12 protein-coding genes and 1 tRNA gene are annotated in these 12,340 nt (G+C 63.9%); 7 read left to right on the top strand and 6 right to left on the bottom strand.

From position 1 onward, the window contains the following. Positions 1–19 precede the first annotated feature (19 nt). The 4 genes from IVB54_RS02890 to IVB54_RS02875 all read right to left on the bottom strand — a co-directional run bounded on the left by IVB54_RS02890 (position 20) and on the right by IVB54_RS02875 (position 4,899). Positions 20–1,126: a cellulase family glycosylhydrolase gene (locus IVB54_RS02890; protein WP_245288363.1), complete on the bottom strand. Its 1,107-nt coding sequence runs from the start codon at positions 1,124–1,126 to the stop codon at positions 20–22. A 59-nt stretch (positions 1,127–1,185) separates the two neighbouring features. Next, positions 1,186–3,339 (bottom strand): GumC family protein, encoded by a 2,154-nt coding sequence (locus tag IVB54_RS02885; RefSeq protein WP_018453042.1) that lies wholly within the window; start codon positions 3,337–3,339, stop codon positions 1,186–1,188. A 256-nt stretch (positions 3,340–3,595) separates the two neighbouring features. Beyond that, complete coding sequence (locus IVB54_RS02880; protein ID WP_018453041.1) at positions 3,596–3,754, bottom strand: hypothetical protein; 159 nt, start codon at positions 3,752–3,754, stop codon at positions 3,596–3,598. Positions 3,755–4,452: 698 nt separating this feature from the next. Further along, positions 4,453–4,899 carry a hypothetical protein gene (locus IVB54_RS02875; protein ID WP_247299217.1) on the bottom strand — a complete coding sequence of 149 codons (447 nt, stop codon included), beginning with the start codon at positions 4,897–4,899 and terminating at the stop codon, positions 4,453–4,455. A 266-nt stretch (positions 4,900–5,165) separates the two neighbouring features. Between IVB54_RS02875 and IVB54_RS02870 the strand changes: the two genes are divergently transcribed. Further along, positions 5,166–5,390, top strand: coding sequence for a hypothetical protein (locus IVB54_RS02870; protein WP_018453038.1), 225 nt, complete (start codon positions 5,166–5,168; stop codon positions 5,388–5,390). Positions 5,391–5,519: 129 nt separating this feature from the next. Here the strand turns inward: IVB54_RS02870 and IVB54_RS02865 are convergent. Together IVB54_RS02865 and IVB54_RS02860 are read right to left on the bottom strand one after the other, a co-directional pair. Further along, positions 5,520–5,596 (bottom strand) — tRNA-Arg (locus tag IVB54_RS02865). Positions 5,597–5,759: 163 nt separating this feature from the next. Then, entirely contained in the window at positions 5,760–7,259 is a 1,500-nt protein-coding gene (locus IVB54_RS02860) for a HAMP domain-containing sensor histidine kinase (RefSeq protein WP_026232446.1), read from the bottom strand. A 382-nt stretch (positions 7,260–7,641) separates the two neighbouring features. Here IVB54_RS02860 and rpmH point away from each other — a divergent pair, with 382 nt between their 5' ends. The 6 genes from rpmH to argB all read left to right on the top strand — a co-directional run bounded on the left by rpmH (position 7,642) and on the right by argB (position 12,327). Next, a complete protein-coding gene (gene rpmH, locus IVB54_RS02855; RefSeq protein ID WP_008542748.1) occupies positions 7,642–7,776 on the top strand; it encodes a 50S ribosomal protein L34 in 135 nt (44 codons plus the stop codon). A 27-nt stretch (positions 7,777–7,803) separates the two neighbouring features. Beyond that, complete coding sequence (gene rnpA, locus IVB54_RS02850) at positions 7,804–8,217, top strand: ribonuclease P protein component (protein WP_018453036.1); 414 nt, start codon at positions 7,804–7,806, stop codon at positions 8,215–8,217. Between the two features lie 13 nt (positions 8,218–8,230). Further along, on the top strand, positions 8,231–10,078 hold the full coding sequence (yidC, locus tag IVB54_RS02845; RefSeq protein WP_026232445.1) for a membrane protein insertase YidC: 1,848 nt from the start codon (positions 8,231–8,233) through the stop codon (positions 10,076–10,078). Positions 10,079–10,189: 111 nt separating this feature from the next. Next, positions 10,190–10,843 carry a ribosome biogenesis GTP-binding protein YihA/YsxC gene (yihA, locus tag IVB54_RS02840; RefSeq protein ID WP_018453034.1) on the top strand — a complete coding sequence of 218 codons (654 nt, stop codon included), beginning with the start codon at positions 10,190–10,192 and terminating at the stop codon, positions 10,841–10,843. Then, entirely contained in the window at positions 10,843–11,208 is a 366-nt protein-coding gene (locus IVB54_RS02835; protein ID WP_018453033.1) for a DUF423 domain-containing protein, read from the top strand. The genes yihA and IVB54_RS02835 overlap by 1 nt, the downstream gene beginning before the upstream one ends. A gap of 231 nt (positions 11,209–11,439) precedes the next feature. Then, on the top strand, positions 11,440–12,327 hold the full coding sequence (gene argB, locus IVB54_RS02830; RefSeq protein ID WP_007597683.1) for an acetylglutamate kinase: 888 nt from the start codon (positions 11,440–11,442) through the stop codon (positions 12,325–12,327). Positions 12,328–12,340: the final 13 nt, after the last annotated feature.

The raw sequence follows: 12,340 nt of genomic DNA, 5'->3' as shown, positions 1-12,340 counted from the left end.
TAGCGATGACGGACCGGCTTCAGCGGCGGCCCGGCTTCGCGGCGCCGAACAGCGCGCGCATGACGTCGGGATCGGGCTTGCCGGTCCCGTTTTCGAGCAGGCCGAATCCCTGCGCCAGCTCCCAATGCGCCCAGCCCCAGCAATGCGCCCGCGCATATGCGGTCACGGCCGCGAGCCAGCGTACGCGGCTGTCCCGGGGCGCCGCGGCTTTCAACACGCCAAATTCGTTGATGATGATCGGCCGCGAAAATTGCTGCTGCCACGCGACCGCGGGCGCGAGCCAGCGGCTGACATCCGGCTTGTCCCTGGCGGCGGCAATCGCCGTGTCGAGCATGAGGAGCGCCTTCGTCGCGCCTCTGTCCTGCAAATCCCGGCGGAGCGCCTGAACCCCGGGATCGCCGGCGCTGATCGGATAACGCAGATCCGTGATGTCGTGCAGCGGATCCTGCACGTCCCAGTGGCCCTGGTGTGTGAACACCATGGGATCGTAGAAATGGATGGCGTAGACGACGTTTGGATCCGGCAACGGGCGAAACCGCGGCAGCGAGTCCGCGCGTTGCCAGTCGACCGGGCCGACGATCAGCGTGGTCGCGGGAAGCAATTGGCGAACGAAGGCGGCGAGCGTTTCGACCTGCTTTTGCCATCTGCCGGCTTCGATGTCGGGCTCATTGAGCAGCTCGGCGAACACGCGGTCGGCCGGGAACGATTGAATGACCCGGGCGAGCGTGCCCCACGCATCCTCCAGCTCGCGCAGCGAGGCGTCGGCGTCGTCCTTGTGCAGGCGATTGAAACGATCGCCGGGATGAAGATCGACGGAGATTGAATAGCCGAGCGAGATGAGCTGCTTCAATGCCTTGTCGAGCGCACGCAGCGTCTCATCGCGTTCCGCTTTCGAAGCGAAGCGCAGCATCACGCGCTCGGCCGGCACCGGCAAGCGGACATGACTCATCCCCGCCTTGCGAAGCTGCTGCAGCAATTCGCGAGTTGGAGGCGCGGATTTTTCGCCATTGATCCAGCCGTCGGCATTGAACCCGCGCGACAGTGCGGCGAGCCTGTGCGGCGCGACGGTCTGCGAGGCAGGTACGCAAGTTTCGGCCGATGTCGCGGAGGCGAGCGACGTTGGCATCAAGATCGTGGATAGCAAGATCGTGGCAAGGAGCAGACGACGGCACGGCGTCGCCATCGTCAAACCGCCCTGCTAAGCGCACCGCCGTCAGGGTGAGGCGCGGCAGAGCCGGCGGGCGCATGATTGACGACGAGACCGGTCGGCACGGTGTCGTACTTCGACAGCGCGGCGGTCACCCGTCGCATCGCCGCCGAACCGAGCTCGCCGGCGCGCACCACCGGGATGATCAGGTCCGCGTGCGCGGCGAGCGCGATCGCATCTGGCTGCAAGGCAAGATTGTTCGCATGGACGATGATCAGGTCGAACTCCGAGCGAATGTCGTCCTCCGGCCGCGCATCGGCCTTCCTGCCGGCGCTCAGCAGCTCGTCGATCGACTGGAGTCCTGCCGTGGTCGAGCCGTCCTGCCATTCGGTCACCGGCGGCTGGGCGCCCGCGAATTCCGGCTGCAGCCGGATCAGCACGCTCATCATGCCGCGATTGACGGCCGCGCGGTTGAGCGAGCGCGCAACGGTATTGCCGCCGGCGCTCTTGCCGACCGACAGCACGAGGGCGACCTTGCAGCCACGCACCGGGGCACGATCGATACGCTCGAGCAGCGGACGCAAGTAAGCGCCGAGATCGAGCTCGGCTGGGGCGGCAATCGGTCGTTGCCAGACAGTGTTGGGCGCAGCTCCCGACATCAGTTCGGGAATGCGGGACCAGACCGGAAGGTTCGGCATCGCCTCGGGTTGCTGCACGGCCGGAGCCGGACGCTTGGCTTGCCGCTTCGGCGTCTCCCTCGCCTCCGCACGCGTGGGCGTTCGAGCCGGAGCCTCGGCAGGATCGGACTTGTCGGACATGCTCGTCATCGCCGCAACCGTAGCGGTTGACGTCAGCAGCGAGCCGATCGCGAGCGCGGCGAGCAGCAGGGCGAGCGGCGGACGCGTCGAGCGCAGCGGCGGGATCGCGGGCGAAGCGATCTTGGTCTGCGAGCTCTGAAGCTGACGCTGCTCGTTGGTCGTCTTGAACCGCGACAAAAACTGCTCGTAGATGTTCTTGTTGGCATCGGCATCGCGCTGCAGCTCCTGCAGCTTCACGAGCGCCTGGCCGTCCACCAGCATCTGCGTCTCGACCGCCTTGAGCTGCTTTTCCAGCGCGGCCTGCTGCTCGAGCTGGGCCTCGTATTCGGACTTCGCGGTGTCGATGTTCTTCTTCCGCTCGACCTCGATCTGCCTGTTGATGTCAGCCAACTGGCTGTAGGAGATCGCAAGATCAGGATGGCGGTCGCCGTAGACCGCCTTCTTCTGTGCGATCTGGTCGTTCAGGGTCGAGCGCTGCGCGCGCAGCATGCTCAGGAGATCCTGCTTCACCGGACCTTCGACATTGGCCTTGAGATCGCGCTGCACCTGCTCGTAACGCGCCTTGGCTTCCTCGGTGCGCGCACGAGCCGCGGAGACCTGCTGGTTCAGGTCGGTCACCCGCAATTGCTGGGTGGTGGAATCCTTGCCGGCATTGAGGATCTTGTGCTCGAGCCGGAAGGCTGCGACGGCGTCTTCCGAGACGCGCAGGCGCTCGCTGAGCGTCTTCAGCCGGTCCTTGAGCCAGTCGGCCGCCTCGTCCGTCGCATCGCTGCGCACGCGGCTCTGGGTCGCGACGAACGCCTCTGCGATGGCATTGGCATAATACGCTGCCCGCTCCGCACTGTTCGAGGTGAACGAGATGGCGATGACGTAAGTCAGGCCGCGACGCGAGATATCGAGGCGGCTGCGGAGTTTTTCGAGCAGGCGCGTCATGTCGGTATGACCGCCTGCGATATCCTCGTCGTCGGCGATCTTGAGCTTCTCGATCAGGGGCCGGAGAAAGCCGTCCGATTTGGCGATCTCGATCTGGCTCTGAAGCGCAGCGGCGTCCTGGCCGATGCCAGGCAGCACGTCCTGGTCCGTGGTCACGCGCAGCTCGCGGGGATCGACCACGACGAGCGCCGTCGCGGCATAGCGGACCGGCAGCACCATCAGCACGGCGACGCCGAGCGCGAAGAGTGCCAGCGCCAGCATCAGGATGCGCCGGCCGTTCTCACGCAGAAAAGAGAACGCGCCGGTGAGGGTCAGCGATCCCTTGATCAGCGCGGGGGCGGTGTTGTCGGGGGTCGCCGCCGCAGCCCGCGGCGCTTCCCACGAAGCCGCGGGCTCCGTCGGGGCGATGCTTCGCGGAGATGCGCTTCTACCGAACGCCATGGGGTTGGACTCGAAATCAACTAACAGGCACAGCCTAGAGACTTGCTGCACCGTAAATATCCATGGTTAACCCGCGGTTACGGCTGCCGCGAAGCTCGGTAAACGATTCGTTAAGGAGACGACGCACGGCCCTGCGCGGAGAGGGGTTCCGTGCGTCCGGATACCGGGCGACACCGAATGCATAAAGTCCGCTATTGGTTGGCGCGGACGCTTGCGGAAGACTTTCTTGCGCTTCGACGACCCGGCGCGCCGGATCTCAAAACAAAGCGGCGTTGCCAGCCTGCCCGTAGATCATTGCGGCCACGAGAGAGAGCAGCAAGCCCGCGCCCGAAAAGATCACGAGGACTTTCAGAGTTTCGACATCAACGTTGGTTCTCGTCGCGCGGGATATCGCCTTTGCCAGTGCAGCCATCATCGCCAGCTCCGAACAGGCCGCGCGAAGGCGCGACCTGTTTTGTCTAGCGTCATTGGGCGCATTTGCGTGTGAAGCAGATTACAAGTGATGTTGCGTGCTGCACCTTACACCGCCGGCCGAGCGTGCCTGGATCTTACCATTCATAGAGCACCACGCTCTTGCCGGCGCAGCAGCGCGTGACGTGCCCCTCGCGTATCACGGGCGGTCGCGCGACCTACATCTTATGCGGGAAACAGCCGACTTGCTGCCACTTTGCGGTGCAGGCTCGCGGCCGGTATTATTCTCAACTGATTCTCGTCTGACGAGGTACGGATGTCGCGGCCGCTCATCGGCGCGGTCCCTGTCAGGCGGAAACGATCTTGGTGCCGAGGATGATTCGGCGTCGTCAGGGGAGGACAATTTGCCATGCCTGGGATGACTGGACTGCAGCTGGCCGGCGCTGTCGCCGCGGAGCGCCCCGGGACGGTCATCCTCCTGAGCACGGGATACGCAGAGATTCCCAGCAACGAACGATCCAGCCTGCCGCGTTTATCAAAGCCATTCGACCAGGCTGCGTTGGCGAAGGCAATCGAGGCGGCAATGCGCGAAGACGAGCCAAGCGGATCCATCGTCGCTTTTCGGCCGAAGAGCGCGTGAAAGCCGGATGATGAATGGCGCACCGTCTGGTGCGGTCCCGATTCGGAAGCGCCAATGGTCCATCAAATCCCGCCGGGAAGCTCAACGCCCGCTTCCGTCAGGTCACGGAGGAATTTCCGCACCAGGAGCATGTTAGTTCTCTGCAACTCGTGATTATTGCCGAACTTGAACTGGTTGGCTTCGGTTACGATCAGACCCTGGTCGGTCTCGCGGAAAATGCCTTGCTTCTTCAAGCGATCGGCGCGCCGCCGAACGGTTTCGATCGGCAGACCGAAAAAGCGGGACAGGGCGGCACGGGAAACGCCCTGCTTGATCTTGTCCGGCTCCACCGCCTGGATACTGCCAAATTGCCGGTCGAGTTCGGGGGTCTTCATGATCTTGAGAACGTTGGCGTTCAGGACCGCATGAATGATCATCAAGTCCAGCGGATCGAAATCGTAGTGGCGGAACATTTCGCTGGCTGCGCACAGCATGTAGGCCAACGAGTGGCGGGAGACGGTTCGGATCAAATCCGACGCGATGTCCTCGCCTTCAGTCGTACCAACCATCACCAGTCCCCGCTTCTACAGATGTCCGGTCCGACGCCCACAAGCCGGTTCTATGTATCCGTGGCGCACCACGCGTGAGGCAGGACCGGTCTGCTGTTCCCCCAATATGGGTATGGTTGCGGTTCAATCGGGTCAATAGCCGGCTTGTCGGCAATATCATTTTCACCGATACGGGATTGAGTGGCCGGGCGCGCAATTGGCGCGTGCCAACGGTGGTCGTGGGCCAAATGACATTCATCATCGAAGCTGTAAAAGACGACTGCCGCACCGTGGATTTCCGTGACAGCGCGATCGTTGCGGTGATCCTGGCCCGCAAGCATGCGGTGAATGGTTTTGTGGTGTCGATCACGGCTCCGGACGGGCAGCTTTTTTCCGCCGATCAGTTCAACCGTTTGCTGACGAGCAAGGGGCTTGGTTCGGATCCGGCGGCGCAAGATGTAGGGCGGCGCTAAAGCGGGCTTTGTCGGCGGTACGCAGAATCCCGAACAGTGCAATTGATTGTCATCGCGCCGAAACGGGTGCGCCGCCTGCGGACGAAACGAATGGATGCGGGAAATCGGCGTCGATCGCGTATTCGAAAATGGCGCGCCCGGAACGATTCGAACGTCCGACCCTCAGATTCGTAGTCTGATGCTCTATCCAGCTGAGCTACGGGCGCGTTTTTCGCTGACATTGCGGGCGTGGCCCGCAGGCAGCCCCCGGCGACGCCGGAGGGGTGCGAAAGAGCGCCCTGACTAACCGCTCTTGCCCCAATTGGCAAGGTCCGGATTGAGGTGATTTTGCTGGGAAATGACGGTTTCCGCACTCAGCCGCCGGCCGACCTACGCCCGCGCCCGCTCGTTGCGGACGGAGAGCAGTTCCACGGGGCGGTCGGGGATGACGATCCGGAAGGTGGCACCGATGGTGCCTTCGACCAGATGGATGTCGCCGCCATGGGCGCGGACCAGCTCGGCGGCGATGGCAAGGCCGAGGCCGCTGCCGCCGGGGCGGCCGGAGGTCTGGAACGCCTCGAACAGGTGTTCGCGAGTCTTCTGCGGCACGCCAGGGCCGGTATCGGAGACCTCGAGGATGGCGACCGCGCCCTCGCGTTTTCCCGTGATCCGGATCTGCTGCGCGCCGCCCTCGGCGGACGCATGGCTTTCCAGCGCTTGGGCGGCGTTGCGGACGAGGTTGAGCAGCACGCGGAAGAGCTGGTCGGGATCGGCATCGACCGCGAGCCCGCGCTCGATTGCGGCGACCCAGGAGATCGAGGCGTCGGAGGCAAGGCCAGCGGTCTCGCGCACCTCAAGCACCACCGGCTCGATCATGATCATGCGCCGGTCGGGCGCGGCTTCCTGGGCGCGGCCGTAAGACAAGGTCGACTGACAGAAGGCGATGGCGCGCTCGAGCGAGCGGACGAGTTTTGGCGCAAAGCGCTGCACCCGCGGATCCGGCACGCTGGCGAGCTGGTCCGACAGGAGTTGTGCCGAGGCCAGCAGATTGCGCAGGTCGTGATTGATCTTGGAGACGGCGAGGCCGAGGGCGGCGAGCCGGCTCTTCTGATGCAGCATCGACATCAGGTCGCGCTGCATGTCCGACAATTCACGCTCGGCAACGCCGATCTCGTCGCTGCGCTGGCTCGGCACGATGATCCCCGCCGAACTCTCGGGATTTTCGTGGAAGCCGACCAGGCTCGCGGTCAGCCGCCGCATCGGGCGCACGAAGAGATAATGCATGGCGAGATAGACGAGGCCCGCGGTCAACACAGCGATGATCAGCGCGACCACCACGACGTTGCGGGAGAAGCGGTACATCGACTGCCGCAGCGGCAGCTCGTCGGTGACGATCTCCATGAACTGGGCGTTGCCGACGCCGGGCCCGACGATCCGGATGGCCTGGTTGCCGGTCTCCAGCATCATCCGGAACGAGCCGGTGATCGCCTCCCACGCCGTCATGTCGCGTAGGTCGATGTCGTGCTCGATCGCGGCGGGCAGATTGTCGCTGGCGAGCAGACGGCGCTGCTGGCCCATCTTGATGGCGACGGCGCGCGCATTGATGCTTTTCAGGATCTCGCGCGAGAGCGAATCGGGGACCATGCCGAGCGGCGCCGCATCGAGCACCAGCGCCGCCGTGTTGGCCGCGGCGACGCGGTCGTTGAGCCGGTTGACCCAGAAGTTGGCGATGGCCGGCACGTAGAGCAGGATGGCCGCGATCATCACCAGGGGGACGGTGAGCAGCAGCAGCTTGCCGGACAGCCCAAGTCCGCGCGTCCCACGCGGCAGCGCCGCCGGCGGGTCCCGCTGATCCCCATCCTGGATCGGCTGGAGGTCTGTCGCTGCCACGAAATTCGCCCTCGCTGCCTTTACCGGGTTGAAGATTTGGCTGGTGAAGGGTTTGGCGCGTACGAAGATGCGGCCCGCCCCCAGCGCGGTCAAATTACAGATCGTCAATCTGCCAAGGTCGGATGTAAGCGCAGATTTGGCGAGTCGCTACCTCAAGGGTAAAAAACCCCGCACAAACAGCGATATTCGCCGGAATTGAGCTCTTGTGCGGCGTTGACGAAAAGAAGGCGCTCGCTTATAAGCCGCGCAATTGTCCGCGATGACCCGGTGTGACCGCCGGGAGCGGCTCTCTTGGGGCCGAAAAAGGCCCGTTTTGGGCAGCATCTTCCGGACTTTATCATCAATTCTACAGGCAAATTGCCCGGTCAGCGGAGAAAAACCCGTGAAGCGGACTTATCAACCCAGCAAACTGGTGCGCAAGCGCCGTCACGGCTTCCGTGCCCGTCTCGCCACGGCCGGCGGCCGAAAGGTGCTCGCCGCCCGCCGCGCTCGCGGCCGCAAGCGTCTGAGCGCCTGAGCCGGACCCCCTTTTTGGGATTTCATCATGGATCGGCTGAGGCAGCGAGCGGATTTCCTCGCCGTTGCCAATGGCGCGCGGGTGAATAGCCCCGCGTTCGTCCTGCAAAGCCGCGGTCGCGACGATAGCGGCCCAATCCGGATCGGCTTCACCGTCACCAAAAAGAACGGCAACGCCCCCGAGCGCAATCGCATCCGGCGCCGGCTTCGCGAACTGGTGAAGCGGCTCGATCCGGTGTCGATGCAGCCCCATCATGATTATGTGCTGGTCGGCCGAAGGGACGCGCTCTCGCGCGGCTTCGCCACCATGCTCGACGATCTGCGCATAGCGTTCGCGAAGCCCGCGCGGCATACGCACAAGGGACGCGGCTCAAAAAGCAGCCCAACAACCGACGGCTTAAAGCCCGGCCCCGCTCCTGCGACCAGCCGCAAACCGGATTGATGACGAGAGAATGATGACCGACAACCGCAATACCATCCTCGCCGTCATTCTGTCGGGCTTCGTGCTGATCGCCTGGCAATATTTCTACAACATGCCGGCGATGGAGAAGCAGCGCGCCCAGCAACAGGCGCAGGCCGAGCTGCAGAAGACCACGCCGCAGCCGACGGCTTCCGCTACGCCGGGCGCCACGCCGCAGGCCGGCAGCACGGCCCAGCCGTCGACGCCGAGCGCGAACCAGCAAGCCCAGCCGGTTCAAAGCCGTGACACCGCCATTGCTGCCAGCCCGCGCGTGAAGATCGAGACGCCGCGGATCGCCGGCAGCATCTCGCTGAAGGGCGGACGCATCGACGATGTCGCGCTGGTGCAATTCCGCGAAACGGTCGATCCGAAGTCACCGCCGATTATTCTGTATTCGCCCTCGGGGACCGCGGAGCCGTATTACGCCGAGTTCGGCTGGGTACCGGCGACGGGCGTGACGGCGAAACTGCCGGACGCGCAGACCGTCTGGCAGCAGGACGGCAGCGGCAGCCTGACGCCGACGACCCCGGTGCTGCTGAAATGGGACAATGGCGAGGGCCTCAACTTCCGTCGCACCATCTCGGTCGACGACCACTACCTCTTTACCGTCAAGGACGAGGTGAGCAATGTCGGCAACGCGCCGGTCACGCTCTATCCGTTCGCACTGATCTCGCGCCACGGCACGCCGCAGGTCTCCGGCTACTACATCCTGCATGAAGGCCTGATCGGCTATCTCGATGGCTTGCAGGAATACGCCTACAAGAAAATCGACGAAGCCAGGACGGTGAACTTCAAGGCCACCAATGGCTGGCTCGGCATGACCGACAAATACTGGGCCTCGGCGCTGCTGCCGGACACCAGTGCGCAGATTCAGGCGCGCTTCTCGTCGAATCCGAGTGGCAACGTCCACACCTACCAGACCGATTATCTGCTCGATCCGGTCACCGTCGCGATCGGCGGCTCCGCGACCGCGAACGCGCGGCTGTTCGCCGGCGCCAAGGAAGCCAGCGTTGTCGGCATCAACTTCCCGCTCGCCGGCCATGGCGGCTACAACAAGGAACTCGGCCTCAACCATTTCGATCTGTTGATCGACTGGGGCTGGTTCTACTTCATCACCAAGCCGATGTTCCTCGGCCTCGACTTCTTCTACCGCTTCTTCGGCAATTTCGGCATCTCGATCCTGCTCGTGACCGTGATCGTGAAGCTCCTGTTCTTCCCGCTGGCGAACAAGTCCTACGCCTCGATGGCGAAGATGAAGTCGGTCCAACCGCAGCTTCAGGCGCTGAAGGAGCGCTACCCTGACGACAAGGTGAAGCAGCAGCAGGAGATGATGGAGATCTACCGCAAGGAGAAGATCAATCCGGTCGCCGGCTGTCTTCCCGTGGTGATCCAGATCCCGGTGTTCTTCTCGCTGTACAAGGTGCTGTTCGTCACCATCGAGATGCGGCACGCGCCGTTCTTCGGCTGGATCAAGGATCTTTCCGCGCCGGACCCGACCAACCTGTTCACTCTGTTCGGGCTGATCCCGTTCGATCCGACCACCATTCCCGTGTTCGGCCACTACCTCGCGCTCGGCATCTGGCCGATCATCATGGGCATCACGATGTGGTTCCAGATGAAGCTGAATCCGACGCCGCCGGATCCGACGCAGCAGATGATCTTCAACTGGATGCCGCTGATCTTCACCTTCATGCTGGCGGGCTTCCCGGCGGGCCTCGTGATCTACTGGGCCTGGAACAACACGCTCTCGGTGCTTCAGCAGAGCTTCATCATGCGCCGCAACGGCGTGAAGGTGGAGCTGTTCGACAATCTCAAGGCGACGTTCGCGAAGAAGGCGACGTAGCGGTCGTCATTGCGAGGCAAAGCGACGAAGCAATCCAGAGTCCCTTCGCGGATGCATTTTTGGATTACTTCGCTTCGCTCGCAATGACGCGGACAAACAGAAAGCCTTCGCATGACCGACGACAAAGATGCGAAGCTGATCGAGGTCGGGCGAAAGCTGTTCACGCGCGACTGGCAGTTCATCTGGGCCTCGCCCTCGACTGAAACGCTGCCGCCGATGGCGGGGCTGGAGATCGCTTTTGCCGGCCGCTCCAATGTCGGCAAGTCCAGCCTGATCAACGCGCTGACCGGCCGCAACGCGCTCGCGCGCACCTCGCATACGCCGGGCCGCACCCAGGAGCTGATCTTCTTCGAGGTCCCCGGGAAAAGTGACCTGCGCCTGGTCGACATGCCCGGCTATGGCTATGCCAAGGCACCGAAGAGCCAGGTCGCGTCCTGGACCGAGCTGATCCACAAATTCCTGCTCGGACGCGCGAGCCTCGCGCGCGTCTACGTGCTGGTCGACGCGCGGCACGGCCTCAAGGACGTCGATCTCGAAGTCCTGAAGACACTCGATCGCTCCGCGGTCAGCTACCAGCTGGTTCTGACCAAGGCCGACCAGATCAAGGCCGCCGAGCTTCAATCGCGCATCGTCGAGACCGAGGCCGCGCTCGCCAAGCGTCCGGCCGCGTTCCCGAACGTGCTCGCGACCTCGTCGCGGAGCGCAACCGGCATGGCCGAGCTGCGCGCCGCGATCGCCAAGCTGCTGGAAGAGCGCACCTCGTAATGGCGGCGTTCCGCCTGTTGATCGGGCTTGCCGGTATGATGGGCGCCGCCGGCGTCGCGCTGGCCGCCGCTTCCGCGCATGGCGGCGATGCGAGCCGGCTCGCCGCCGCAAGCGCCATGCTGCTGTTTCATGCAACCGCCATACTCGCGACCGTCGCCCTGCTCGGGCGCGGCCTTCTGCACGGCGGAATTGGCATCATCGCCGCGTCCGGCTTCGCAGCCGGCGCCGCGCTGTTCGCGGGCGACCTCACCTTGCGGCAATATGCCGGCCATTCGCTGTTTCCATATGCGGCGCCGACGGGTGGATCGGTGATGATCTTGAGCTGGCTGGCAGTGACGCTCGCGGCGGTGGTGGGAAAGAAATAGTGGCTCTTTGTTCCTTCTCCCCTTGCGGGAGAAGATGGCGCGAAGCGCCGGATGAGGGGTTCTCTCCACGAACTCACTATTGCGCGCGCGGAGAGAACCCCTCACCCGTCTCGCCGCTATCGCGGCGATCCACCCTCTCCCGCAAGGGGAGAGGGGAAGAACATCACTTTGCGCCCCGCCCGCCAATCGGATAGAACGCGGCCCGAGTATCCCGCCAGCGAGATCCGCCTCATGACCGAAATCTCCCCGCTCGACCAGGCCCGCATCCTGTCCGAAGCGCTGCCGCACATGCAGCAGTATGACGAGGAAACCATCGTCATCAAGTATGGCGGCCATGCCATGGGGGACGAGGAGACCGCGAAGAATTTTGCCCGCGACATCGTGCTGCTCGAGCAGACCGCGATCAATCCGGTGGTGGTGCATGGCGGCGGCCCGCAGATCGCGACCATGCTCAAGCGCCTCGGCATCGTCTCGGAATTCGCAGCCGGCCTGCGCATCACCGATGCCGCCACCATCGAGATCGTCGAGATGGTGCTCGCCGGCTCCGTCAACAAGCAGATCGTCGGCTACATCAACGAGGCCGGCGGCAAGGCCGTGGGGCTCTCTGGCAAGGACGCCAATATGGTGAAGGCGTCCAAGACGACGCGCACCATCATGGATCCGGACTCGCACATCGAGAAGGCGGTCGATCTCGGCTTCGTCGGCGATCCCGAGAAAGTCGATCTCACGCTGCTCAACCAGCTGATCGGCTACGAGCTGATCCCCGTGCTCGCGCCGCTCGCGACCTCGAAAGAGGGGCAGACGCTGAACGTCAACGCCGACACTTTCGCAGGTGCCGTGGCCGGCGCGCTGAAGGCAAAGCGGCTGCTGCTGCTCACCGACGTGCCGGGCGTGCTCGACAAGTCCAAGAAGCTGATCCCGCAGCTCTCGGTCAAGGACGCGCGAAAGCTGATCGCGGACGGCACCATATCGGGCGGCATGATCCCGAAGGTCGAGACCTGCATCTACGCGCTCGAACAGGGCGTGGAGGGCGTCGTCATCATCGACGGCAAGATGCAGCACGCGGTGCTGCTCGAGCTCTTCACCAATACCGGCACGGGCACGCTGATCCACAAGTGAGAGAAGAGCGGAC

It is taken from the genome of Bradyrhizobium sp. CW1 (assembly GCF_023100665.1).
Taxonomy (GTDB): domain Bacteria; phylum Pseudomonadota; class Alphaproteobacteria; order Rhizobiales; family Xanthobacteraceae; genus Bradyrhizobium; species Bradyrhizobium canariense_D.
Note: the sequence above shows the minus strand (reverse complement) of the source record. Positions and strands in the feature narration are given on the sequence as shown.